Origin of the sequence: Pseudomonas sp. MEJ108 (genome assembly GCF_030208985.1) — a bacterium.
Lineage (GTDB): Bacteria > Pseudomonadota > Gammaproteobacteria > Pseudomonadales > Pseudomonadaceae > Aquipseudomonas > Aquipseudomonas fragariae.
The window spans coordinates 75,535-99,233 of record NZ_JARVSW010000035.1 but is presented as its reverse complement, the minus strand read 5'-3'; the positions used below and the strand labels follow the sequence as shown (position 1 = coordinate 99,233).

Annotated in this window: 20 protein-coding genes; 11 read left to right on the top strand and 9 right to left on the bottom strand. The window is 61.5% G+C overall.

All coding sequences use genetic code 11. The annotated features are described in order from the left end of the window. Nucleotides 1-64: 64 nt before the first annotated feature. The 4 genes from QRN50_RS16960 to ssuE all read left to right on the top strand — a co-directional run bounded on the left by QRN50_RS16960 (nt 65) and on the right by ssuE (nt 4,718). The gene (locus QRN50_RS16960) at nt 65-1,294 is read left to right on the top strand and encodes a glycosyltransferase family 4 protein (RefSeq protein WP_096126626.1); all 1,230 of its coding nucleotides are present in this window, start codon (nt 65-67) and stop codon (nt 1,292-1,294) included. Nucleotides 1,295-1,307: 13 nt separating this feature from the next. Next, entirely contained in the window at nt 1,308-2,717 is a 1,410-nt protein-coding gene (locus QRN50_RS16955) for an undecaprenyl-phosphate glucose phosphotransferase (protein ID WP_096126625.1), read from the top strand. 80 nt (nt 2,718-2,797) lie between these two features. After that, nucleotides 2,798-3,886 (top strand): polysaccharide biosynthesis/export family protein, encoded by a 1,089-nt coding sequence (locus tag QRN50_RS16950; protein ID WP_024652160.1) that lies wholly within the window; start codon nt 2,798-2,800, stop codon nt 3,884-3,886. A gap of 250 nt (nt 3,887-4,136) precedes the next feature. Further along, nucleotides 4,137-4,718 carry an NADPH-dependent FMN reductase gene (gene ssuE / locus QRN50_RS16945; RefSeq protein ID WP_096126624.1) on the top strand — a complete coding sequence of 194 codons (582 nt, stop codon included), beginning with the start codon at nt 4,137-4,139 and terminating at the stop codon, nt 4,716-4,718. Between the two features lie 19 nt (nt 4,719-4,737). Here ssuE and QRN50_RS16940 read toward each other — a convergent pair whose 3' ends face one another. The 3 genes from QRN50_RS16940 to QRN50_RS16930 all read right to left on the bottom strand — a co-directional run bounded on the left by QRN50_RS16940 (nt 4,738) and on the right by QRN50_RS16930 (nt 6,732). After that, nucleotides 4,738-5,346 carry a LysE family translocator gene (locus tag QRN50_RS16940; RefSeq protein WP_011268298.1) on the bottom strand — a complete coding sequence of 203 codons (609 nt, stop codon included), beginning with the start codon at nt 5,344-5,346 and terminating at the stop codon, nt 4,738-4,740. A 124-nt stretch (nt 5,347-5,470) separates the two neighbouring features. Next, nucleotides 5,471-5,752, bottom strand: coding sequence for a hypothetical protein (locus QRN50_RS16935; protein WP_024652159.1), 282 nt, complete (start codon nt 5,750-5,752; stop codon nt 5,471-5,473). An 89-nt stretch (nt 5,753-5,841) separates the two neighbouring features. Continuing rightward, entirely contained in the window at nt 5,842-6,732 is an 891-nt protein-coding gene (locus tag QRN50_RS16930) for a LysR family transcriptional regulator (RefSeq protein ID WP_003407625.1), read from the bottom strand. Nucleotides 6,733-6,861: 129 nt separating this feature from the next. On the opposite strand from QRN50_RS16930, the gene QRN50_RS16925 reads away from it, so the two are divergent. The 3 genes from QRN50_RS16925 (at nt 6,862) to QRN50_RS16915 (ending at nt 9,915) form a co-directional block, all read left to right on the top strand. Beyond that, a complete protein-coding gene (locus QRN50_RS16925; RefSeq protein ID WP_003407626.1) occupies nt 6,862-7,563 on the top strand; it encodes a CoA transferase subunit A in 702 nt (233 codons plus the stop codon). A 42-nt stretch (nt 7,564-7,605) separates the two neighbouring features. Then, the gene (locus QRN50_RS16920) at nt 7,606-8,262 is read left to right on the top strand and encodes a CoA transferase subunit B (protein WP_003315741.1); all 657 of its coding nucleotides are present in this window, start codon (nt 7,606-7,608) and stop codon (nt 8,260-8,262) included. 234 nt (nt 8,263-8,496) lie between these two features. Beyond that, complete coding sequence (locus tag QRN50_RS16915) at nt 8,497-9,915, top strand: short-chain fatty acid transporter (RefSeq protein ID WP_003407630.1); 1,419 nt, start codon at nt 8,497-8,499, stop codon at nt 9,913-9,915. Nucleotides 9,916-9,919: 4 nt separating this feature from the next. Here the strand turns inward: QRN50_RS16915 and QRN50_RS16910 are convergent, their stop codons facing one another. From QRN50_RS16910 to QRN50_RS16900, 3 genes are all read right to left on the bottom strand, one after another. Next, nucleotides 9,920-10,246 carry an antibiotic biosynthesis monooxygenase family protein gene (locus QRN50_RS16910; RefSeq protein ID WP_096126623.1) on the bottom strand — a complete coding sequence of 109 codons (327 nt, stop codon included), beginning with the start codon at nt 10,244-10,246 and terminating at the stop codon, nt 9,920-9,922. After that, nucleotides 10,243-10,965, bottom strand: coding sequence for a CTP synthase C-terminal region-related (seleno)protein (locus QRN50_RS16905; RefSeq protein ID WP_096126622.1), 723 nt, complete (start codon nt 10,963-10,965; stop codon nt 10,243-10,245). Before QRN50_RS16905 ends, QRN50_RS16910 begins: the two co-directional genes overlap by 4 nt. 109 nt (nt 10,966-11,074) lie before the next feature. Beyond that, nucleotides 11,075-12,007, bottom strand: coding sequence for a 2-hydroxyacid dehydrogenase (locus QRN50_RS16900; protein ID WP_096126621.1), 933 nt, complete (start codon nt 12,005-12,007; stop codon nt 11,075-11,077). Nucleotides 12,008-12,277: 270 nt separating this feature from the next. On the opposite strand from QRN50_RS16900, the gene QRN50_RS16895 reads away from it, so the two are divergent. Next, nucleotides 12,278-13,420, top strand: a complete 1,143-nt coding sequence (locus tag QRN50_RS16895) for a glycerophosphodiester phosphodiesterase (RefSeq protein WP_003407635.1) — start codon at nt 12,278-12,280, stop codon at nt 13,418-13,420. A 38-nt stretch (nt 13,421-13,458) separates the two neighbouring features. Here QRN50_RS16895 and QRN50_RS16890 read toward each other — a convergent pair whose 3' ends face one another. Beyond that, on the bottom strand, nt 13,459-15,645 hold the full coding sequence (locus tag QRN50_RS16890; protein ID WP_096126620.1) for a TonB-dependent receptor: 2,187 nt from the start codon (nt 15,643-15,645) through the stop codon (nt 13,459-13,461). Between the two features lie 292 nt (nt 15,646-15,937). Here QRN50_RS16890 and pssA point away from each other — a divergent pair, with 292 nt between their 5' ends. Further along, nucleotides 15,938-17,281: a CDP-diacylglycerol--serine O-phosphatidyltransferase gene (pssA, locus tag QRN50_RS16885; RefSeq protein WP_096126619.1), complete on the top strand. Its 1,344-nt coding sequence runs from the start codon at nt 15,938-15,940 to the stop codon at nt 17,279-17,281. A gap of 86 nt (nt 17,282-17,367) precedes the next feature. Here pssA and ligD read toward each other — a convergent pair whose 3' ends face one another. Together ligD and ku are read right to left on the bottom strand one after the other, a co-directional pair. Beyond that, complete coding sequence (gene ligD, locus QRN50_RS16880) at nt 17,368-19,968, bottom strand: DNA ligase D (RefSeq protein ID WP_096126618.1); 2,601 nt, start codon at nt 19,966-19,968, stop codon at nt 17,368-17,370. Between the two features lie 20 nt (nt 19,969-19,988). After that, nucleotides 19,989-20,894 (bottom strand): non-homologous end joining protein Ku, encoded by a 906-nt coding sequence (gene ku / locus QRN50_RS16875; protein WP_011268304.1) that lies wholly within the window; start codon nt 20,892-20,894, stop codon nt 19,989-19,991. A 387-nt stretch (nt 20,895-21,281) separates the two neighbouring features. On the opposite strand from ku, the gene ssuD reads away from it, so the two are divergent. Then, nucleotides 21,282-22,421 carry an FMNH2-dependent alkanesulfonate monooxygenase gene (ssuD, locus tag QRN50_RS16870; protein WP_011268305.1) on the top strand — a complete coding sequence of 380 codons (1,140 nt, stop codon included), beginning with the start codon at nt 21,282-21,284 and terminating at the stop codon, nt 22,419-22,421. After that, the gene (locus QRN50_RS16865) at nt 22,421-23,527 is read left to right on the top strand and encodes a sigma-54 interaction domain-containing protein (RefSeq protein ID WP_003407646.1); all 1,107 of its coding nucleotides are present in this window, start codon (nt 22,421-22,423) and stop codon (nt 23,525-23,527) included. Before ssuD ends, QRN50_RS16865 begins: the two co-directional genes overlap by 1 nt. Nucleotides 23,528-23,699: the final 172 nt, after the last annotated feature.

Here is a 23,699-nt window from a genome sequence, read left to right as displayed (position 1 = left end):
AGCAACGCCAGGATGCGCGCCGTCGCGTCCGCAGTAGCGCGGGCCATTACAGCAAGGAACGCCCATGAGAATCGCTATCGTCCACGACTGGCTGGTGAGTTACGCCGGCGCCGAGCGCGTGCTCGCGTCACTGATCAACGTCTGGCCCGCTGCGGACCTGTTTGCGGTCATCGACTTCCTCAGCGATCAGGACCGCGCGCACCTGCATGGCAAGGTCGCCAGAACGACGTTCATCCAGAAGCTGCCCGGCGCGCGCAAACACTATTCGCGCTACCTGCCGCTGATGCCGCTGGCCATCGAGCAACTGGATCTGTCCGGCTATGACCTGATCATCAGCAGCAGCCATGCGGTGGCCAAGGGCGTGCTGTGCGGCCCGGACCAACTGCACATCAGCTATGTGCACTCGCCGATCCGCTATGCCTGGGACTTGCAGCACCAGTACCTCCAGGAATCAGGGCTGAACAAGGGAGCCAAGGGCGGTCTGGCACGCCTGATCCTGCATTACATGCGCCTGTGGGATCAGCGCACATCGACCGGCGTGGACGCCTTCATTGCCAACTCCGGGTTTATCGGCGCGCGCATCATCAAGGCCTATCGTCGCGACTCCACCGTCATCTACCCGCCGGTGGACACGCTCGGCTTCACCGCCCAGGGCGCGCGCGGGGACTTCTATCTCTGTGCCTCGCGAATGGTGCCTTACAAACGCATGCCGATGATCGTCGAAGCCTTTGCCGCCATGCCTGACAAACGCCTGATCATGATCGGCGACGGACCGGACCTGCCCAAGGCGCAGGCCATTGCCAGCCAAGTGAGCAACGTGACGTTGCTGGGTTTTCAGCCAGGCAGCGTGCTGCTCGAGCATATGCGCAGCGCCAGGGCGTTTGTCTTCGCCGCCGAGGAGGATTTCGGCATCAGCCCGGTCGAGGCCCAGGCTTGCGGTACGCCGGTCATCGCCTTCGCCAAGGGCGGCGTCATGGAGACCGTGCGCGGCCTGGATCACCCGCAGCCGACCGGCGTGTTCTACCGAGAGCAAACGGTAGCGTCACTGATCGCCGCCATCGGCGAATTCGAAGCGGCGCAATCGCGCATTTCTCCCGAGGCCTGCCGGGCCAATGCCGAGCGGTTTTCGGTCGCGCGTTTCGAGCAGGAAATCAAAGCCTTCGTCGAAGACCGTCTGGCCCTCTCACACGGGGTTCATCTGGCGCGCCCGCCTCAGTCGCAACGGGTCGCCCAGGCATCACCCGGCCTCGGCAGCGAGCTGCCGAACCGTGTCGTCCCCCTGAAAATCGTCTGAGCGAGCCCTTCCCATGCGTACTTCAGTCCGCGGCATTCTGCGCGCCCACCAGTCAGCGCTTTCGCTCGCCCACCGCTTGCTGGACCTGGCTGTCATCGTGCTGATCGGTTACTGGCAAACCGGGCTGACGGTCACCGACAGCACAGAGGCCTGGTCGCACATTTTCCTCGCGGTTCTGGTGTTTCACTGGGTCAGCGAGTATCACCAGTTGTATGGCTCATGGCGTGGCGAGCGCATTCTGCGCGAGCTGACCAAGGTCTTCAGTTACTGGGCGATGACCTTCATCACTCTGCTGTCGCTGAACAGCCTGCTGCTCAACCAGACGCAATTGCCCGATAACGGCCAGATGAGCTGGTTCGCGCTGGCACTCGCCGTGCTGTGCGGCTACCGGCTGCTGATCCGTCTGGCCCTGCACACCCTGCGTCGGCGTGGCTTCAACACGCGCCGGGTGGCCATCGTCGGCACCGGGCAGGTCGGTGAGCGGCTGGCCCGGTCCATCGCCCTGGCGCCCTGGATGGGCCTGATCCTGCTCGGCTTCTACGACGCGCACCCGCAGCAGATGAATCTGCAGGCACACAAGCGCCGCCCGCGAGTACTGGGTGACCTGCAGCAGTTGATCGACGATGCCCGCGCAGGCCGCATCGACAAGGTGTACATCACCCTCGCCTTCAGCGCCGAACCGCAACTGCGCGAGTTGATTACCGGCCTGAGCGACACCACCGCCTCGGTGTACCTGATTCCGGATGTGTTCATGTTCGACCTGCTGCATGCGCGCAGCGAAAGCATCAACGGCCTGGCCAGCATCAGCATTTTCGACTCGCCCATGGACGGCGCCTGGAGCCTGGCCAAACGCGCCGAAGACATCGTGCTGTCGAGCCTGATTCTGTTGCTGATCGCTGTGCCGCTGCTGATCATCGCGGCAGCCATCAAGCTCACCTCCGCCGGGCCGGTGCTGTTCCGCCAGCGCCGCTACGGGCTGGACGGTCGCTCGATCATGGTCTGGAAATTCCGCAGCATGAGCGTCCAGGCAAACACCGATGTGGTGCTGCAGGCGACGCGCAACGATGCACGGGTGACACCGCTGGGCCGCTTTTTACGCCGGACTTCGCTGGATGAGCTGCCGCAGTTCTTCAACGTGCTGCTCGGCGACATGTCCATCGTCGGCCCACGCCCCCATGCCATTGCCCACAACGAACAGTACCGCAGGCAGGTCAGCGGCTACATGTTGCGCCACAAGGTCAAGCCGGGCATCACCGGCTGGGCGCAGATCAACGGCTGGCGCGGCGAAACCGACACACTGGACAAGATGCGCATGCGTGTCGAATTCGACCTGGAATACATCGAGCACTGGTCGATCTGGCTGGACCTGAAAATCATTCTGCTGACGCTGCTCAAGGGGTTCGTCAACAAGAACGCCTTCTGATGCCAGCGCTGACCTGAGCACCCACCGAACACCCTCGGTACGCAACACGAAAGGAGCAATGCCATGAAAGGAAAAACGTCATGAATCGAAGCTTTACTGCGTTACTGCTGGTCAGCCTGGCGCTGCAAGGCTGTGCATTCGCGCCGGGGCAACATATGACGCCGGATGACGTCACCCTCGACACGCCGGACGAACCCCGGGCACAGTTGATCGAGGTCACCCCGAAAACCCTGCAGCAACAGCAATTGCGCGCCACCGCAGAGGCCAAGGCCCTGCCGCAGGTGCTGCTCGACTACAGGACTCCGGAATACGTGATCGGTGCTGGCGATACCTTGCTGGTCACCGTGTTCGAACACCCCGAACTGACCGCGCCGGGCTCACAGGACCAGCTGGATGCCAACACCCGGGAAGTGCTCAATGACGGCACGCTCTACTTCCCCTATGTAGGCAGAATCCGCGCGAGTGGCAGAACGGTCAGCGAGGTTCGTGAGCAGTTACGCATGGGCCTGGCGCCGCAATACACCGAGGTCAAGGTCGACGTCAAAGTGCTGCGCTACAACAGCCAGCGAATACTGCTGTCCGGCTCTTTCAAGGTTCCCGGCCCGCAACCGATTACCAATATTCCGTTGAGCCTGGTGCAGGCGGTGAGTGTCGCCGGTGTCGACCTGACCGATGCCAACCTGGCCGGGCTGACCCTGCGCCGCGAGGGCAAGGACTATCTGATCGACATCGACTCGCTGAATCGCCGCGATTCGCAACTGAGCCGGATCTTCCTGAAGGACGGCGATTACCTGCACCTCAACAGCAATTCGCGAAACAAGATCTACGTGCTGGGCGAGGTCCGTAACCCTCAGGTGATCTCGTTCGGCACCACGCGCCTGACCCTGCTCGAAGCGTTGGGAAACTCCGGCGGCCTCAGCCCGGACAGCGCAGACGGCGATGCGGTGTACGTCATACGCGGTGCGGAAAACTTTGCCCAGGCGCCCTCCACCGTCTACCACCTCAATGCCAAAAAGCCCACCGCCTACCTGCTGGCGGGACAGTTCGAACTCAAGGCGCAGGACGTGGTATTCGTCGGCCCCGCCGATATCACCCGCTGGAGCCGCTTCATCAGCCAGTTGCTCGGCTCGGCCAGCGTGATACAGACCGGTGCGGCCTTTCGCAACTGACCCGGGCGGCCATTCGCCGATCTCCCTGCACGCCGTTGTGCAGGGATTTTTTTTGCCCGTCGCACCGCGTCAGACTGTTGCCGGAGCAACAGCTGTTCAACAGTTGACGACTTTTGCATCAGCGCGGCGAACCCGCACCCGCAGCAGGAAACACACGCACGCCCAACGGCTGCGGGCCATAGCCAGACACACAAGAAGGCTGGCACATAAGCTGCTTTGCACATTTACGCTTATCGCAAGGACATCCCACATGCGCGTCGTTTCACTTTCAGGCAGTCCCTCCCCCAAATCCCGTTCCGGCGTTGTGCTGGCCCACGCCGGCCGCTGGCTGCAGAGTCACGGCGTTGAAGTCACCACATTGCGCATACGCGACTTTAATGCAGAGGACCTGCTTTTTGCCCGTTTCGACAGCCCGCAGGTGCTGGAATTGATCGAAGCGGTCAGCCAGGCCGATGGCCTGCTGATTGGTACGCCGGTGTACAAGGCGTCATTTTCCGGCGCACTGAAAACCCTGCTCGACTTGCTACCCGAGCGCGCGCTGCATGGCAAAGTGGTCTTGCCGCTGGCCACCGGCGGCAGTATCGCGCACATGCTGGCCGTGGATTACGCGCTCAAACCGGTGCTGTCGGCGCTCAAGTCGCAGGAAGTGCTGCACGGCATCTTCGCTATCGATACCCAGGTCAGCTACGACGACAACGAACTAGGCGGTACGCTGGACGAAATTCTCACCGAGCGCCTGCATGAAGGGCTGGAGCATTTCCATCACGGCCTGCAACGCCGCTTGCTGGCGCGTCACAAGCAGGCTGGCGGACATTTGCAGCTGGCGTTGTAGCCCCGGAATATCCCCGGAATCAATGTTCGATAAACAACGGATACAGCGAGGCCACCAACAGCGCTGCCATGACGCCGTTGAAAATACGTAACCCGAGCGGATCGCGCAGCACATTGCGCAGCAAACTGCCAAAGCCTGCCCAGACGCCCACGCTGGGCAGGTTGATCAGCGCAAACACTGCCGAAATCACCACCACGTTGTAGAAGTAGCCCTGCATGGGGGTGTACGTGCTGATCGCGCCGATCGCCATGATCCAGGCCTTGGGATTGACCCATTGAAAGAGCGCGGCGCTCATGAAACTCAGCGGCTTGCCCTCGCTGTCGAGGCTATCGGAGGCCGGCCCCGAGGTGGCGATTTTCCAGGCCAGGTACAGCAGATAGGCAGCGCCCACGTAGCGCAGGATCGTATAGAGAACCGGCCAGGCCTTGAACACACTGCCCAGACCGAAGCCGACAGCCAGCACCAGAACGAAAAAACCGACACTGATACCCAGCATGTGCGGCAGGGTGCGACTGAAACCGAAATTCACGCCCGAGGCCAGCAGCATCATGTTGTTGGGGCCGGGAGTAATGGAGGTGACGAACGCGAAGAGTGTGAATGCCAGAAGCAAATCGAAAGAGAGAACCATGCTGCCTGTCCGGGTTAGTGAGTCAGGTACTCACCCTATCGAAGGCGGTGCAGGAAACACACGGACAGTTGACAGCCAATTACTGCAGTACAGTTTTTACGCAAAGCACTTTTCAATCAGACTGTTAACCTTGTGGCTGCTGACCGGTGACACCCAGATCGACGCTCGTTTCGCCTTTTTCATCGAAGTCCCGCGCCTGCTGGATCTGCGGATCTGCCATCAATTGCGCCTTGCGCGCCTGGTACTCATCAAATGACAGGCCGCGACGGTTGAGGTCTTCAAGGGCCAACTGATGGCTTTCTTCAGCGCTGAACGGCCGCTGCTCGACAGCATGGTGAGTGGAGCAGCCGGAAACCAGCGCAACAGTGAATGTCAGGACAAGCGCAAGGGCAAGCATACGGTTCATCGGGGGCCTCCGGTGGGGGCTTCATTTCAGGAATGAAGCAAGGTTACGCCTGCCCCTGACACAGCAAAAATCATCCGCCGTGATAGTCGCTATCGACTGTTGCGAGCATTCTCGATCAACACCTCGCGCAACGCCTGAGCCGCAGTTGAAAGCTTGTGATCGGCGAGCATCATCAGGCCGATACGCCGCTCGATAAGCGGCTCCACCAGCGCCACGCAGCAGGCCCCCAGTTCCTGCATCTGCCCGATGCACAGTGACGGCACCGCGCTGACGCCCAGGCCATTGGCAACCATGCGCCCGATGGTCGACAACTGATGGCTCTCGAACGCGACCGCCAGCTTGCCGTGGCGCGGCTCGATGGCCTGTTCCAGCAGCAAACGCACTGCCGACGGGCGTTGCAGGGCGATGAAATCTTCACGCAGCAGTTCTGCCCAGGTAACCTCACGCCGCTCGGCCAGCGGCGACTCCCGGGGCACCACGGCGACGAAGCGGTCCATATAGAACGGGGTGAACGACAGGGCACTGTTCGACTCGGGCTCAAAGCCGATACCCAGTTCGACACGGCGATGGCGAACCATTTCCAGCACTTGCTCATTGATCACGTCATGCACCGCCACATTGACGCGCGGGTAGCGCCCGCGAAACACCTTCAAGGCCGCGGGCAGCAGATTGCCGGCAAACGACGGCATGGCGGCCACCGACACCCTGCCCATTTGCAACGTAAAACGCTGGCGCAGCAGTTCTTCGGTGTTGTCCCAGTCGGCCAGCAACTGGCGCGCCAGCGGCAACAGGGTTTCGCCCTCGGGCGTCAGACCGACGTTGCGCGTGGTGCGCGTCAACAACTGTCCGCCGAGGTCCTCCTCAAGGCTCTTGATCGTCAGGCTCAAGGCCGGTTGCGACACGTTGAGTCGCTCGCCGGCCTGAGCGAAGCTCAGGTACTGCGCGACGGCCAGAAAAGCACGAAGCTGCTTGACGTTCATATATTTGCTTTTCTTATGAATTGATCAGAAAAACAAAATTAACAAATCAGTCGCACCGAGAGAAGATGCAGGTCACCCGATCCTCCGGCAGCGCGACTGTCGGTCAACAACTATAAAAGGCGGATCATCATGGCTGGACTCGATAAACGAGTAGCGACCTACGAAGAAGCCCTCGCCGGGCTGACCGACGACATGACGGTACTCTGCGGCGGCTTCGGCCTGTGCGGCATCCCGGAAAACCTCATCGCGCAGATCAGGCGCATGGGCATCAAGGGCCTGACCGTGGTCTCCAACAACTGCGGCGTTGACGGCTTCGGACTCGGTATCCTGCTTGAAGACCGGCAGATCCGGAAAATGATTTCGTCCTACGTCGGCGAGAATGCCTTGTTCGAAAAGCAGTTGCTCAGCGGCGAGCTGGAAGTCGAACTCACGCCACAAGGCACTCTGGCGGAGAAACTGCGCGCCGGCGGCGCGGGCATTCCGGCGTTCTATACCGCCACCGGTTACGGAACGCCGGTCGCCGAAGGCAAGGAAACCCGCCAGTTCAACGGCCGCAACGTGATTCTGGAAGAGGCCATCACCGGTGACTTCGCCTTGATCAAGGGCTGGAAAGCCGACCACTTCGGCAATGTCATCTATCGTCATACCGCACAGAACTTCAACCCGGTGGTGGCCACCGCCGGACGGATCACTGTGGTCGAGGTCGAAGAAATCGTCGAGCCCGGCGTGCTGCTGCCGACCCAGATCCACACCCCTGGCATCTACGTCGACCGGGTCATTCAGGGCACTTTCGAAAAGCGCATCGAACAGCGCACCGTCAGAAAATCCTGACAGCGCAGCCTTGGCCCTACAACCATAAAGAGGCTTCAGACGATGGCACTTTCCCGCGAACAAATGGCTCAACGCGTCGCCCGTGAACTCAAGGACGGTTATTACGTGAACCTTGGCATCGGCATTCCGACCCTGGTGGCCAACTATGTACCCGATGACATCGACGTCATGCTCCAGTCGGAAAACGGCCTGCTGGGCATGGGCGCCTTCCCGACCGAAGACACCATCGACGCGGACATGATCAATGCCGGCAAGCAGACGGTCACCGCGCGCATTGGCGCCTCCATTTTCTCGTCGGCCGAATCCTTTGCCATGATCCGCGGCGGCCATGTCGACCTGACAGTGCTCGGCGCCTTCGAGGTGGATATCGAGGGCAACATCGCTTCGTGGATGATCCCCGGCAAGCTGATCAAGGGCATGGGTGGCGCGATGGACCTGGTGGCGGGCGCTGACAACATCATCGTCACCATGACCCATGCGTCGAAGGACGGCGAATCCAAGCTGCTCACCCGTTGTAGCCTGCCACTGACCGGCGCAGGCTGCATCCGCAAGGTGCTGACTGATCTGGCCTACCTGGAAATCGAAAACGGCGCGTTCATCCTCCGCGAACGCGCGCCGGGGGTCAGCGTGGAAGAAATCGTGGCCAAAACCGCAGGCAAGCTGATCGTGCCGGATGACGTGATCGAGATGAGTTTCTGAGTGCGGACATCCTTGATGCGTCTCTCGTTGCCACACGCCCGTGTGGCCTGCGTAACGGTGTGACGCGGAGCGTCACGAACTGCATTCCCACGCGGAGCATGGGAACGAGAGTCAACCGCCCAACTTTTGGGGTCAGTTCACCAGAGTGGGAACGCCGTTCTGAATGCTCTGCGTCTGCAATAGTCGGCTGTTGAAGTCACTCCCCGATAATAATTACAAAAAGAGGTGCCCCTGATGGCCGCCAACATAGAAGAAAGCCGCTCCGCCCGATTTGCCTTGCGCTGTGCTGCGTGGGCTGAACGCTGGTTTCCCGATTCATGGGTATTTGCCGCACTGGCGGTGGTCATCGTCACGCTGGCGACGCTGGCCATCGGCGCACGTCCGGTCGAGGCCGCCAAGGCGTTCGGTGACGGGTTCTGGAGCCTGATTCCGTTCACCATGCAAATGGCCTTCGTGGTCATCGGCGGTTACGTAGTCGCCAGCTCACCGCCTGCGGTACGCCTGATCGACCGCCTGGCCCGGGTACCGCGCAACGGCCGTTCGGCGGTGGCCTGGGTGGCGCTGATTTCCATGCTCGCTTCGCTGCTCAACTGGGGCCTGTCGCTGGTGTTCGGCGGCCTACTGGTGCGCGCCCTCGCCCGCCGCACTGACCTGCGCATGGATTACCGTGCAGCTGGCGCCGCGGCCTATCTGGGCCTGGGCGCGGTCTGGGCGCTGGGGCTGTCGTCTTCGGCCGCGCAATTGCAGGCCAACCCGGCCAGTCTGCCGCCGTCGATCCTGGCGATTACCGGGGTGATCCCGTTCACCGAAACCATCTTTCTCTGGCAATCCGGGGTCATGCTCGCCGCGCTGGTGGTCATCTCACTGATCGTTGCCTACGCCACCGCGCCCGGCCCGAACAGCGCCCGCGACGCCAAGGCCTGCGGTGTCGACCCGGCCTTCAACCTGCCGCCGCTGCCGCCCCGCACACGGCCCGGGGAATGGCTGGAATACAGCCCGCTGCTGATCATCCTCATGGTGCTGCTGGGGGTTGGCTGGCTGTTCAACGAGTTTTCGAGCAAACCGGTGATCACAGCGATTTCCGGGCTCAATACCTACAACTTCCTGTTCATCATGCTCGGTGCCCTGCTGCACTGGCGGCCGCGCAGTTTTCTCGACGCCGTCGCGCGGGCGGTGCCCACCACCACCGGCGTGCTGATTCAATTCCCTCTGTACGGTTCGATCGCCGCGCTACTGACCACGGTCAAGGGCGGCGATGCGCAAACCCTGGCGCATTACATCTCGACGTTCTTCACCAGCATTGCTTCCCACGATACTTACGCGATTCTGATGGGGGTCTATTCAGCCATATTGGGCTTTTTCATTCCGTCAGGCGGCGGCAAGTGGATTATCGAAGCGCCCTACGTGATGCAGGTCGCCAACGACCTGCAGTACCACCTCGGCTGGGCAGTACAGATCTACAATGCAGCCGAAGCCTTGCCCAACCTGATAAACCCGTTCTACATGCTGCCGCTGCTGGGTGTGCTGGGCCTGAAGGCGCGTGACCTGATCGGCTTCTCGTTCGTGCAGCTGCTGGTCCACACGCCGCTGGTGCTGTTTCTGCTCTGGGCACTGGGCACCACGCTGGCCTATGTGCCACCGGTAATGCCCTGAATGCCTATGCGTCGAACGCGTAGTCACGCTCGACCCGGCAGATTCGCGTGGTAAACGCCTGATACCAGCGTGAACGTCCCTGCTCGCGGACCTGGGCATGATCGGCCTGCTGTTTCCAGGCGAGAATCGCGGCCTCATCGCTCCAGTAGGACACGGTGATGCCCAGGCCGTCGTCACCGCGCGCCGACTCCACACCCAGAAAGTCGGGCTGTTGTCGGGCCAGGCTGACCATGCGCTGCGCCGCCTCTGCATACGCCTGATCATCGTCAGGCGTACGCAGCGAGGTAAACACCACGGCGAAGTAAGGCGTGGCAAACCGGGCGGCCATCATGCCGGGTTGCTCATGCAGGCGCGGACGAACGCGGCCACCACAGGCGGCGTCTGGCCCTGCAAAGCAGCACGCTCCGGCTGGAACAGTGTGGCGACGTAGAACGGGTGCCCCTGCAACTCCATACAGCGCACTTCGCCCTCGGGACCGCGCCCACTGACCTTCAGGTGCTCGCCGAACAGCGCCGACTCCAGCTCGCGGCGCAGGCCGTAGCGGCAGTGGTAGCGCTCGTCGATGTCGAGCCTGCCATAGGCGTGGGCAATCAGCGTGTCGGGGTGCAACTGGATCGCTGCCACCGATTCAACCAGCGAGCAACTGAGTGGCTCGATAATCACGTTTGCCGCGTCCGGCGCAGTTTCGCCATGCTCGGCGTCTGCCCATTCCAGCTGGTTGCGGGCGTACTCGAGCAACGCGTGCTGAAAGCCGCCGCACGTCCCCAAAAACGGCACCCGATGCTCGCGAGCGAAACGGATGGCGGTCAGCGCGCCCTGCATGTCCCGATAAGGGCTGGCCGGGACGCACCACAGGCCGTCGAACTCCGCGAGGTGCGCACCGCTGCCGATCTGCGGGGTCGGCAGCCATTCGATATCAACCGCTACCTGCACCTCCGCCGCCGCCCTGTGCAAGGCCAATGGAATGGCCTGATGCGCGGGGACATCCGCACTGAAGTCCCCGACCAGACCAATCCGTATCCCGTTGCGTGTGTTATCTGCTTTGCCCATGCCCTGCTCCCTGTTTGATGTCGTACAGCCCGGGCGGACTATAAACAGGCAGCAAAACCAGCAGAATGGGCGTTACAGCAACGCCTCGCGTGCAACTGTGCACGGTTGCTCATTCAGTCACAGGCGTCAGCACCGGTTGCCCGGCGAAAAACGCCAGCAGGTTATCGTTGACCCTCTGCACACTGTCTCTCGAAGCCTCGGGAGACAGACCTGCCACGTGCGGTGTCAGCACCACATTGTCCAGCGTCTTGAGCACATCCGGCACAGTCGGTTCATCGTCGAACACGTCCAGCGCAGCACCGGCAATCTGCTCATGCTGCAGTGCACTGACCAACGCCTGGGTATCCACCACGCTGGCGCGGGCAATGTTGACCAGAAACCCCTCAGGGCCCAGTGCTTCAAGCACCCGGGCGTCGATCAGGTGCTGCGTGCCGCTGCCACCGGGCGTGGCGATGACCAGAAAATCCGACGCGGCCGCCAGTGCCTGCGCCGTCGCATGCCAGGTGTAATCGCAGTCGCTGCGCGGCTTGCGGTTGTGGTAACCGATGACGATATCGAAAGCGGCTGCACGCCTGGCAATCGCCAGCCCTACCGCTCCCAGACCGACGATCCCCAGACGCTTGCCTGCCAGTGACGGGCGTACCACCTTGCGCCATTCGCTGCGGCGCACCGAGGCATCGGCCTGCGGAATGTCGCGCACCAAAGACAGCAGCAACGCCAGCGTATGATCGGCCACCGTGGCGGCGTTGACCCCTGCACCATTGGTGACGACGATGCCCCGCGCCTGCGCGGCAGGCAGATCGACCTTCTCGTAACCGGCGCCGCTTACGCAAATGATGCGCAGCTGCGGCAGTGCATCCATTTCCTCAGCGAAAAATCCCAGCGGCCCGCGTGTCACCACCGCGCTGATGCGCTGCCCGTGCGTGGCAATCGCCGCGGCGCGCAGTTCGGCCGTCGGGGCGCGAATCAACTGAAAACTGCTGCTTTCAAGAATCGGCAAATACGTGTCCAGGTTTTCCACCAGCACCAATACCGTTGTCATGCGCGCTCCCGTTCGATCAGCAAAACGCTGACCTTAACGCGACTCGACGCGCTTGTGCAGCGTCGCTGACGCCGGAACTGAAAAAAGCCTTCCCGAATACGCCGGGCGTTCATAAAGTGGACGCATTTGCCGGACAGACTCATGAGCAAGCTGACCCGGCAATCACCCAGGTGCGCTATCGTTGCGTGCAGTGACGCAACCAGCGGCTCGGGCTGGCGCGCACGCTGTTCATAAAACAGGCTTTCTCAAAAAACAAGGAAACACCCGCCCATGCAAGGATTTCCCACCACCCTGTTGAAAAAGACCCTATTGGCTGCGGCTGTGATGTCGGGCCTGATGCTGTCGTCAGGCATGGCAGCGGCGGCGGACGCCCCAGGCAAGGTGCTGAGCGAGAAATACGGCCTGCCCTGGCCGGCCGTGATCGCCCATCGCGGTGCTTCGTTCGACGCACCGGAAGAAACCACCCCGGCCTACACCCTGGCGCGGGACCTGGGCGCGGACTACCTGGAAATGGACATCCAGCGAACCAAGGACGGCGTGCTGATAGCGCTGCACGATGACGTGCTGGAACGCACCACCAACATTGCTCAAGTGTTCCCGACACGGGTGAAAGACCCGGTCAGCACGTTCACTCTGGCGGAGCTCAAGCAACTGGACGCCGGTTCGTGGTTCAACAAGGCTTACCCGGACAGGGCTCGCGACAGTTACAACGGCTTGCAGATCCTGACGCTGGATGAGGTCATCGACATCGCCGAGGGCGGCGCCAACAAGCCGGGGCTGTACATCGAGACCAAGGTGCCGAACAAGTTTCCAGGTGTCGAAGCCGACCTGAAAAAACTGCTGGCCAAACGCGGCTGGCTCGAACAGCGGCCTGCGGCAGCGGCCGGCCATGTCAACGTCGCGCACATGCCAGGACGCGTGGTCCTGCAGACGTTCGAGAAGCAAAGCCTGGAACTGCTGCAGAAAGAAATGCCGAAAGTGCCCAAGGTCATGCTGCTGTGGATTGGCGAAGGCTCGATAGAGCCCAAATCCAGCGTCGCGTTCAAGGACTCGGGGGCCAAGGACAAGGCCAGCTATTACGCGACCCAGGAAGTCAAATCACCGCAGGAGTTCGAGCAGTGGATTGACTGGGCCAAGGCCCACGGCGCCATCGGCACCGGCCCTTCGTCGCAACTGGCCAAGGGTGGCGACCAGAGCTACATGGACCTGGTCAAACCCTGGATGAACAACCTGACCCACGAGAAAGGCATGGTGATCCATCCGTACACGGTGGACGACGCAGAGGACTTCAAGCGCATCAGCCATGATGGCGCGGACGGCTTCTTCACCAACCGCACCGCCGAACTGTTGAAGTTCTACGGGCGGCCAGCGAAAGAAAGCATTGAAACGATTCTGAAGCGCAACGGTTACTGATTCAGCGGCTGGCCGCATCCTGCGATGCGGCCAGTCAATCAGAAGTCGACAGTGCCCGACAGCTTGAGGGTACGCGGCTCGCCCTGAGTCAGGTAACCGCCATTGGCTGATGCCCAATAATCCTTGTTCATCAGGTTCTCGACGTTGGCACGCAGGGTCACGTCCTTCTGTGCGACGTTGAAGGTATAGCGTGCGCCCAGGTCGAAGCGGTTCCAGGTCGGGATGCTCAGGTTGTTGGCAGCATCGACATATTGCCCACCGGTGCGCAGCATGCGCGCATTGATGGCCGCGCCTTCGATGCCGGGAATATCCCAATCGGCACCGGCGTTGAACTGGAAGGTCGGCACACCAATGGCCCGATTGCCGTCGTTGCTGCCGCCGGCCGTACCGCTCACCTCGGTGTCCATCAGGGTCAGGCCGGCCAGTAGACGCAGGCCGCTGACTGGCTGGCCAAAGACGTTCATCTCCACGCCGCGGTTGCGCTGCTGACCATCACGGACATAACGCGACCCGGTGCCTTCCAGAACCTGGTAGCCGTCAGACGGTTGCTCGATGCGGTACACGCCCAGGCTCGCGCCGAACGTGCCCATGTCCAGCTTGACGCCTGCCTCGACCTGCTTGGAGCGCGCCGGCGCAAAGACCTCACCGGGGTTGATGGTCACCGTGTCGGGAGCCGTCGGCCCCTGGGCAAGGCCCTCGATGCGGTTGGCGTAGAACGACACATAGTGCCAGGGCTTGAATACCACCCCGTAGACCGGCGTGGTGATCGCTTCGTCGTACAGCGCATTGCGCGGGCCGCTGCCGTATTCATACCCCTGAACACGCAGTTGCTGGCGACGCAGGCCTGCGGTCAGCAACAGGCGATCATCGAAAAAGCCCAGCGTGTCGGAGAACGCCGCACTGCGCATACGGCTCTTGCCGACAATGCCGGGATCGTTCAGATCGCCTGCGGTGAAACTGTCGAGTGCCGGGCGCTCTTGGGAGACAGGCTCGTAAAGGTTGTTGCTGGAGGTGCCGCCGAACAGATACGCACTGCGCTGTTCGGTCCAGATGCCCGACAGCCCGAAGTTGAGCTTGTGACTGACCGCGCCGGTCTGCAGCTTGCCGTTGATGCCGGCCATGGCCGTCTTGTTGTCTTCATCATGCGGGATAAAGGACGGTGCGGCCGTGGTATTGCCTGCGGCATCGTGGACGGTTGGCGAGCCATATACGCCGACCTCGCGAGTGTGCTTCGCGCCCACTGCGGCATACAGCGTCCAGTCTTCGTTGAGGTCGTACTCGGCGCGGCTCATGCCGAAGGTGTCTTCGGTTTCGGTCCAGGTCCAGTTCGGCGCGTAATTGGTATCCGAGTCCGGAGCATGCGGCACGCTGGTCAGGGCGCTGTCGACAAACACCGTATTGCGGCTCTGGTTGATGCGCTGCTTCTGGTAGGCAAAATCGCCGGACAGACGGAAGTTGTCACCTCGGTAATCAAGCCCCAGCGCGAACAGCTTGCTGCGATGCTCTTCATCCTCGACGCCGGTCTCGCCTTCGCGCTGCGACAGGTTGAGACGCGCGCCAAAGCGATTGCCTTCGCCAAAGCGCTGCCCCAGGTCGAGATGCTCGCCGACCCGACCGTCGCTGCTGATGTCGGTGGTGAAACGACGCGTCGGCGTATCCTGCGCGCGCTTGGGCTGCAGGTTCACGCCGCCGCCAATCCCGGAGCCGGTCGGGGTCACGCCGTTGATGAAGGCGTTGGGACCCTTGAACACTTCAACGCGTTCCAGCGCATCGGTCGATATGATCTGGCGCGGCAGTACGCCGTAGAGACCGTTGTAGGAAATATCGTCGGTGGTCAGCTTGAGGCCGCGAATGACGAAGATGCTCGAGGCGTTGGCATAGCCACTCGACTGACGCACCGATGCATCATTGAGCAATACGTCGCCGACGGTTTCGGCCTGTTGGTCCTCGATCAACTGTTCGGTGTAACTGCTCATGGTGAACGGCACGTCCATGATGTCGGCATTACCCAGAACACCCAGTTGCCCGCCGCGCGCCACCTGCCCGCCAGCATAAACCGGCGGTAGCGCGTGAGGATCGGCCTTGTCGGCACTGATGTCGGTCTCGCCCAACACCACAGGGCCGTCCTGCCGACCGGCAGCCTCTGCAGCGGCCCAGGCCGGAGATCCAATGGAACAGCAAAACGCGAGCAACGTGAGGCGCATCGGGAACGATGGGGAGTTCATCAATAGGTCCTGCAGACAAGTTGAACGAGATCGGAAGTAACCGTCCTGGACATCACCGATCGGGTGGATGCGAAATGATATCAGATGTTACTGGTAATGATTATCATTTGTTTACGCATGAAAAGTGAGAGGCGAGCAACGCCACGCGGGTCGTTCCCGCGCCCGGCGTTAAAAATCAGCGCGAATGGCGACCCGTGGCGTTCCGCAATGCCTTGAAACAGGTTGGCGACAGCCACAGGAGGGCGACTGTCGTGTAAGCTCACAGGCTATTGGTTTTCCCATCGAGAGGCCTATGCAGTCCACTTTCCGACGCTCGACCCTGGCAGCACTTCGCGGTTTTGCCCTGCAGAGCGATGCAATCTCCATTGTTCCTTCTGCCGCCGACTATCGACGCTGCCTGCTGGAAAAGATCGCTTCGGCCACCCGGCGCATCTACATCATCGCGCTGTACCTGCAACAGGATGAAGCCGGCCAGGAGATTCTCGACGCGCTGTACGCTGCCAAATCCGCGAGGCCGGAGCTGGATGTGGTGGTGCTGGTCGACTGGTTCCGCGCGCAACGCGGCCTGATCGGTGCCGGACGCCAGCCCGGCAACTCGACCTGGTACCAGGCGCAGAACCTCGAATACGATCAAGAAGTGCCGATCTACGGCGTGCCGGTGCAGACCCGCGAACTGTTCGGGGTGTTGCACCTCAAGGGCAGTGTGGTCGACGACTGCGTGATCTACAGCGGCGCCAGCATCAACAACGTCTACCTGCACAAACTCGATAAATACCGTCTGGACCGTTATCACCTGATCGAAAACGCAGCACTGGCCGACGCTTTCCAGAATCTGGTGCAGCGGGAAATACTCTCCTCGCCGGCCGTGCACCGCCTCGATCTGCAATCGCCGCCCAGCTCACGCAGTTTGCGCAGCGAGATCCGCGCGTTTCGTGGCGACCTGAAACGCGCCGCCTACGACACCTCGGCGGGCGAAAAGGAAAACGGCGACATGCGCGTGGTTCCGCTGCTTGGCGTCGGCCCGCGCAACAATCTCAACCGCGCCATCTGCGATCTGATCGCGTCGAGCAAGATTCAGCTGACCATCTGCACGCCATACTTCAACCTGCCGGTGGCCGTCACTCGCGAAATCAATCGGGCGCTCAAGCGCGGCGTGCAGGTCGACATCATCATTGGCGACAAGACCGCCAACGACTTCTTCATCGATCCGGATGAGCCGTTCAAGGTGATCTCGGCCCTGCCCTATCTCTATGAGATCAGCCTGCGGCGCTTTGCCCACAAGCATCAGAAGGCAATCGCCCAGCATCGCCTCAATGTGCACCTGTGGAAACACGGCGATAACACCTTCCACCTCAAGGGCATCTGGGTCGACCAGCGCTACACCCTGCTGACCGGCAACAACCTGAACCCTCGCGCCTTCAATCTGGACCTGGAAAACGCCTTGCTGATCGACGATCCGAAGGGCCAGTGGAGCGAGCCACGGGAAGCGGAAATCGCGCATTTGATGCGCAACACGCAGCGCGTCAACCAGTATGACGAGCTCGACACACTGGCCAACTACCCCGAAGGCGTGCGCAAGTTTCTCAAGCGTGTCAGCCGCGTGCGGGTCGAGCGACTGCTGTACCGGATTCTCTGAGCACTCAACGTGCGGCCGGCATGCGAGCTATGATCAGGCGTGCCGGCCCACGTATCCCCTTGCAAAACCCGGACAGTGGCCTTGCCTCAAGGCCGTTTCGCACCCAGTTGCTTCCACATCTTCTGCGTGATTTTGCGCCGGTTGCTGTAACCGGCCCACGGGTCGTCCTTGAGCCGCTTCAAACGCTGCTCAAGGTTGGTGATGTCCCACTGTGCCGAAGACTTCAGACCCGCCAGCTCATCCAGCGCGATCGGCACCGAGACCGGCAACCCGGGCCGGGCGCGTACTGAGTAGGCGGTTACGGTGCTGCCGCCGCGGCTGTTGCGCAGGTAATCGATGAAGATTTTTCCGACGCGGTTTTTCGGCCCCATGGTGGCGGTGAAGCGTTCCGGCAGCTGACGGCTGGCAAACTCGGCGATGGCCTTGGCGAACGCCTTTACCGTGTCCCAGTCTGCCTGGCGCGCCAACGGCACAATGATGTGCATGCCCTTGCCACCGCTGGTCTTGAGGAAAGCCTCCAGCCCCAGTTCTTCCAGCACGGCGAGCACCATTTGCGTGGCCTCGATCATGCTGCGCCAGGGCAGTGCCGGATCGGGATCAAGGTCCAGCACGAAATGGTCCGGCGTTTCGATTCTGTCACGCGTCGCGCCCCAGGTATGCAGCTCGATGGCGCCCATTTGCGCAGCACCGACCAGTGCCGGCACCGAATCTATTTCCATCAGCGCGGCATGCCCGGGGTCCAGGGCACGATCCAGTTGCCTGATGTGCGGGATCGCCAGATGTTCGGCATGCTTCTGGAAAAACTGCTCACCGTCTATGCCCTCCGGACAGCGCAGCAGAGCCACGGGACGCTTGTTCAGGTAGGGCAGAATCCAGTCGGCGATGGACTGGTAAAACTGCGCCAGTTCGATCTTGCTGGTGCCGGACTTGCTGTCGATGACGCGGTCCGGATGACTGATGCCGGTGCCCGCTACATCAACCTTTCCCTGCGCGGCCTTTTTGCGTGCCTTGGGCGCTGCCGTTGTGGTTGGGGGCTGGCTGGCCACTTTGGCAGGCTGAGCGTCTTCACGCACCACGTCCTTGGCGGGCTTGTCGCTGCGCAGCCCGACAAAGGCAGCCTGGCGCACGATGCCTTCGCGGGTCCACTGGGCGAACTCGGCTTCGCAGACCAGTTGCGGCGCCACCCACTGCACGCCACGCGCCTGGGACGCGGAGAGCTTATTGGCCAACGGTGAATCCTTGCGCTGCAACTTCTTCAGCTGTTTATGCAGTTGCTCAAGGCTCACTTCAGTGAATCCGGTGCCGACCCGCCCGGCGTAGATCAACCCGTCCTCACCGGCATTGACCGCAAGCAACAAGGCCCCGAACGCCGATCGGCTGCCCTGCGGCGCCGTGTAGCCGACGACCACGAATTCCTGTCGCAAGCGACATTTGAGTTTGATCCAGTCGGCATTGCGCTTGCTGACGTAGGCACTGCCGGCACGCTTGCCGATCACCCCTTCCAGGCCCATTGCCGCAGCACTCGCGACAATGTCCTGATGGCCTGCCTGAAAGGCATCCGAGTAACGCAACAGGCGACTTTTCTGTGCGTCGAGAACTTGTTTCAAGGCATCCCGACGCTGCTCAAGCGGCACTTCACGCAGGTCCTCCGCGCTCAGAAACGGCATGTCGAACAGGTAATACAGAATGTCCTTGCTGTTCCCCGCGTCGAAGGCATTCTGCAAGCCCTGGAAGTCGGGCAGCCCTTGCTCATCGAGAACCACCACTTCGCCGTCGAACCAACTGTCACGCAGTTTCATGCCCTTGAGCGCCTTGACCAGCTCCGGCAGCCGCTCGGTCCAGTCATGCCCGTTGCGGGTGAACAGCCGCACATCGTCGCCCTGAATACGAGTCAGCATGCGGTAGCCATCGAATTTGATTTCGTACAGCCAGTCACCGGCTGGCGGCGCCTCCACCAGCGTCGCCAGTTGCGGCACAAGCGTGTTCAGGAAAGCCGATTTCGCCTTCCTGCGCGCCGGCTTTGCAGCGGGCATTGACGCTTTTGCTGCGGCGGGTGCCGCGGCCTTGGCTTTGGCGGCGCTGGCCCCGGACTTTTTCGAGGTGCCGCGTTGCTTGCCGACATGAGCTCCACTGATCACGCTTTGCGGCTGCTCATGGGTGATGTCGTACTCGGCAGCAGGTCGCGCGACGTCATCCTTTTCCTTGATCAGCAGCCACTGTTCCTTGCTGCCGCTGCCCTTGAGCCGGGTACGCACCAGCGCCCAGTCACCGCTGAGTTTCTCGCCGACCAGGGTGAACTTGAGTTTGCCTTCCTCGTAGGTCTTTTGCGGATCACCGTGCGGCTGCCAGACACCCCGGTCCCAGACAATCACATCGCCGCCACCGTACTGCCCCTGCGGGATACTGCCCTCGAAGCCGGCGTAGTCCAGCGGATGGTCTTCGACATGCACTGCCAGACGCTTTTGCGTGGGGTCCAGGCTCGGACCTTTGGGCACGGCCCAGCTCTTGAGCGTGCCCTCCAGCTCCAGTCGAAAGTCGTAGTGCAGGTTCCGTGCGTCATGCTTCTGGATCACGAAACCGAGCGCGCCAGGCTGCGACTTGCCTTTGCCCTTACGCTTGCTCTCCGCAGGCTCGGAGGTGATGGCGAAATTGCGCTTGCGGGTGTATTCACTGGCGGGCTTGGCCATCACCGGTCACTCCGTAGGGCTCAAGAGGCTTTGCTGGTTTTCTTGCGTGCGGCCGGCCGCTTGGGCCTGGCACCGTCCTTGTCGGCCGGTTTTTCCTTCGCCGCAGGCTTGCTCGTCTTGGCTTTACCGGCCCCGCCCTTGCCCGCCAGACTGCGTCGCAGCAGGTCGGTGAGGTCGATGACATCGGCACTCTTGCGTTCTTCCTCGGCCGGATCGGTCTCGACATCCTCGATCTCGCCTTCGTCTGCCTTGGTCTTGACCAGGTGCATGATCTTGTCCTGAAAGGTGTCGCGATACTGCTCAGGCTGCCAGTCAGCGCTCATGTCCTTGACCAGACGCTTGGCCATGTCACGTTCGCTCTTGTTCAACTTGGCGTCGGTCACCGCGTCGCTCAGTTCCAGTGTGTCCAGTTCACGCACGTCGGCAGGCCAGCGCAGGATCACCATCACCAGCGCCGACTCCAGCGGCATGACCGCCGCCAGGTGTTCGCGGGTATGCAGCACGACGTTAGCCAGCGCGACCTTTTTAGTATCGACCAGGGTTTCGCGCAATAACGCATAGACTTTCTCGCCGCGCTTGTCGGGCGTCAGGAAATAAGGCGTGTCGATGTTCTGCAAAGGGATCTGCTGGCTGTCGACGAAGGCGAATATGTCGATGGTCTGCGTCGATTTGGGGTGCGCGGAACGAATTTCCTCCTCACTGAGTACCACATAGCGATCCTTCTCGTATGCCACGCCCTTGACGATGTTTTCGCTGGTGACTTCCTTGCCGGTGACCTTGTTGATTCGCTTGTAGCCGACCGGGTCCATGCTGCGTTTGTCGAGCCAGTCGAAGTCGACGCTGGTCGACGTTGTCGCCGAAACCAACGCGACCGGTATATGCACCAGCCCGAAGCTGATTGCGCCCTTCCAGATTGCCCTTGCCATGGTCTGACTCCTGTTGGTCCTGGAAAGGTGACAGGGCCGGTCGGAGAAAAGTTTCGGCCGCCTGACGAGCGCCGGGAAACCCGCTGTGCTGAACGAGTTTTTTATCCTGAAGAATCAACTGTCAACGTTTTGGCTCCTGATAGCCGGGATAGGGATCCGGGTCGTACCTCCGTCAAAGCCTCGTAGTGCAAGGGCTGCGCGAGGTTATGCAAATTTGCCCGGCCCTTATATGCATTTAGGGTCTAAAAATATGGTTTAACGTTCTTTTGCGGAATAAAAAAGACGTTCTATAAATGGCCCCACCCCGAACGCTGTTGGTGAGGTGTCTGCCAACCGACAGCGGGTCCCGTCAGCTTTCACCTGGCTGATTACTTCCAAGGATTTGTCATGAACGTTTTCTGGTTTCTTCCGACTCACGGCGACGGCCATTATCTGGGCACGACAAAGGGCGCACGTCCCGTCACCCTCAACTATTTGAAACAGGTGGCGCAGGCCGCCGATGATCTGGGTTATTACGGTGTATTGATCCCCACCGGTCGCTCCTGCGAGGATTCGTGGGTCATCGCCTCGGCGCTGGTGCCGCTGACCGAGCGCCTGAGGTATCTGGTGGCGATCCGCCCCGGGATCATCTCGCCGACCGTCTCGGCACGCATGGCCGCCACGCTGGATCGTCTTTCCGGCGGCCGGCTGCTGATCAACGTGGTGACCGGTGGCGACCCGGACGAAAACCGTGGCGATGGCAGCTTTCTCGACCACAGTGAGCGCTATGAAGTTACCGACGAATTTCTGAAAATCTGGCGCCGCGTCCTGCAGGGCGAAGCGGTCGACTTCGAAGGCAAGCACTTGCGCGTGCAGAACGCCAAGGCGCTTTACCCGCCGATTCAACAACCCTACCCGCCGCTGTACTTCGGTGGTTCCTCCGACGCGGCGCATGACCTTGCGGCCGATCAGGTGGACGTGTACCTGACCTGGGGCGAGCCTCCGGCAGCCGTAGCGCAGAAGCTCGCCGATGTACGTGAACGGGCAGCGCGCAAGGGACGCACCGTGAAGTTCGGCATTCGCCTGCACGTGATCGTGCGCGAAACCAGCGAAGAAGCCTGGAAAGCTGCCAGCACGCTGATCGAACACATCAGCGATGACACCATTGCTGCAGCGCAGAAGTCCTTTTCGCGTTTTGATTCCGAAGGTCAGCGGCGCATGGCCGCGCTGCACGACGGGCGCCGCGACAACCTGGAGATCGCGCCCAACCTGTGGGCCGGTGTCGGCCTGGTGCGCGGCGGTGCAGGAACGGCGCTGGTCGGCAATCCCGAAGAGGTCGCGGCACGCATCAAGGAATACGCCGACCTGGGCATCGAGAGCTTCATTTTCTCGGGTTATCCGCATCTTGAAGAAGCCTACCGCTTCGCCGAACTGGTCTTCCCGCTGCTGCCTGAGCCTTACGCCAGCCTCGCCGGGCGCGGCATCACCAACCTGACGGGCCCGTTCGGCGAAATGATCGCCAACGATCTGCCCCCGCAGGCCAAGTGATGTCCGGGCAACTGCTGACCTTACCCCACTCGCCTGCGCTGGCCACCTCGATCAGGGCCACTGCGCAGGTGTTCGAAGACCCCAAGTCGCGAGCCCTGCTCGCTCACGTACGCCAGGTTGCGCCCAGCGATGCCAGTGTGCTGATCATCGGCGAGACCGGCACCGGCAAGGAACTGGTTGCTCGCCACGTCCACGAACTGAGCGCCCGCCGCGACAAACCGTTCGTGGCGGTCAACTGCGGCGCGTTCTCCGAGAACCTGATCGAGGCGGAGTTGTTCGGCCACGAAAAAGGCGCGTTCACCGGAGCGATCAGCGCCAAGGCCGGCTGGTTTGAAGAGGCCAACGGCGGCACGCTGTTTCTCGATGAGATCGGCGACCTGCCCATGACCTTGCAGGTCAAATTGCTGCGCGTGCTTCAGGAGCGTGAAGTGGTGCGTCTGGGCTCGCGAAAGAGTGTGCCCATTGATGTAAGGGTGCTCGCAGCCACCAACGTGCAACTGGAAAAGGCCATCAACGCCGGGCATTTCCGCGAGGACCTTTACTACCGGCTCGACGTGGTTAATCTGGAATTGAGCCCGCTGCGCGAGCGGCCGGGCGATATCCTGCCCCTGGCCCGGCACTTCATAGAGGTCTACAGCCAGCGGCTGCGGCATGGTCCGGTGCGGATCAGCCCCGAAGCCGAGCACAAGCTCAAGACCTACAGCTGGCCAGGCAATATTCGCGAGCTGGAAAACGTCATCCATCACACCCTGCTGGTGTGCCGTGAAGGTGTCATTCAGCGTGATGACCTGCGCATGTCGAACCTTAGAATCGAGCGTCAGGATGAACACAACCCGCCTGACGAATCCGCCGAGCAACTGCTCAACCGGGCGTTTCAGAAACTGTTTGAAGAACAGGCCGGTGCCTTGCACGAGAAGGTCGAAGATACGTTGCTCAGAACCGCCTATCGCTTCTGCCACCACAACCAGGTGCACACGGCCAGCCTGCTGGGCCTGACCCGCAACGTGACGCGCACACGTCTGATCAAGATTGGCGAGCTGGCGGTCAACAAACGCAGGCCGGGTGAAAATGTCCAGGGCGACCGCATGCTGCACCTGTCGGTGTGAAGGCGCAGACCGATGACGCGGAGCGTCACGAACGGCATTCCCACGCTGGAGCGTGAGGAACGATAGCTGTCCGGAAGAACACCATCGTGCCCATGCTCCGCGGCGCTGCGCCAAGAGCTGACGCAGAGCGCCATGAACGGCATTCCCACGCCGGAGCGTGAGGAACGAGAGG

Coding starts and splice junctions, on each gene's coding strand:
- QRN50_RS16960 (WP_096126626.1), top strand. CDS start 65: ATGAGAATCGCTATCGTCCACGACTGGCTGGTGAGTTACGCCGGCGCC.
- QRN50_RS16955 (WP_096126625.1), top strand. CDS start 1,308: ATGCGTACTTCAGTCCGCGGCATTCTGCGCGCCCACCAGTCAGCGCTT.
- QRN50_RS16950 (WP_024652160.1), top strand. CDS start 2,798: ATGAATCGAAGCTTTACTGCGTTACTGCTGGTCAGCCTGGCGCTGCAA.
- ssuE (WP_096126624.1), top strand. CDS start 4,137: ATGCGCGTCGTTTCACTTTCAGGCAGTCCCTCCCCCAAATCCCGTTCC.
- QRN50_RS16940 (WP_011268298.1), bottom strand. CDS start 5,346: ATGGTTCTCTCTTTCGATTTGCTTCTGGCATTCACACTCTTCGCGTTC.
- QRN50_RS16935 (WP_024652159.1), bottom strand. CDS start 5,752: ATGAACCGTATGCTTGCCCTTGCGCTTGTCCTGACATTCACTGTTGCG.
- QRN50_RS16930 (WP_003407625.1), bottom strand. CDS start 6,732: ATGAACGTCAAGCAGCTTCGTGCTTTTCTGGCCGTCGCGCAGTACCTG.
- QRN50_RS16925 (WP_003407626.1), top strand. CDS start 6,862: ATGGCTGGACTCGATAAACGAGTAGCGACCTACGAAGAAGCCCTCGCC.
- QRN50_RS16920 (WP_003315741.1), top strand. CDS start 7,606: ATGGCACTTTCCCGCGAACAAATGGCTCAACGCGTCGCCCGTGAACTC.
- QRN50_RS16915 (WP_003407630.1), top strand. CDS start 8,497: ATGGCCGCCAACATAGAAGAAAGCCGCTCCGCCCGATTTGCCTTGCGC.
- QRN50_RS16910 (WP_096126623.1), bottom strand. CDS start 10,246: ATGATGGCCGCCCGGTTTGCCACGCCTTACTTCGCCGTGGTGTTTACC.
- QRN50_RS16905 (WP_096126622.1), bottom strand. CDS start 10,965: ATGGGCAAAGCAGATAACACACGCAACGGGATACGGATTGGTCTGGTC.
- QRN50_RS16900 (WP_096126621.1), bottom strand. CDS start 12,007: ATGACAACGGTATTGGTGCTGGTGGAAAACCTGGACACGTATTTGCCG.
- QRN50_RS16895 (WP_003407635.1), top strand. CDS start 12,278: ATGCAAGGATTTCCCACCACCCTGTTGAAAAAGACCCTATTGGCTGCG.
- QRN50_RS16890 (WP_096126620.1), bottom strand. CDS start 15,645: ATGAACTCCCCATCGTTCCCGATGCGCCTCACGTTGCTCGCGTTTTGC.
- pssA (WP_096126619.1), top strand. CDS start 15,938: ATGCAGTCCACTTTCCGACGCTCGACCCTGGCAGCACTTCGCGGTTTT.
- ligD (WP_096126618.1), bottom strand. CDS start 19,968: ATGGCCAAGCCCGCCAGTGAATACACCCGCAAGCGCAATTTCGCCATC.
- ku (WP_011268304.1), bottom strand. CDS start 20,894: ATGGCAAGGGCAATCTGGAAGGGCGCAATCAGCTTCGGGCTGGTGCAT.
- ssuD (WP_011268305.1), top strand. CDS start 21,282: ATGAACGTTTTCTGGTTTCTTCCGACTCACGGCGACGGCCATTATCTG.
- QRN50_RS16865 (WP_003407646.1), top strand. CDS start 22,421: ATGTCCGGGCAACTGCTGACCTTACCCCACTCGCCTGCGCTGGCCACC.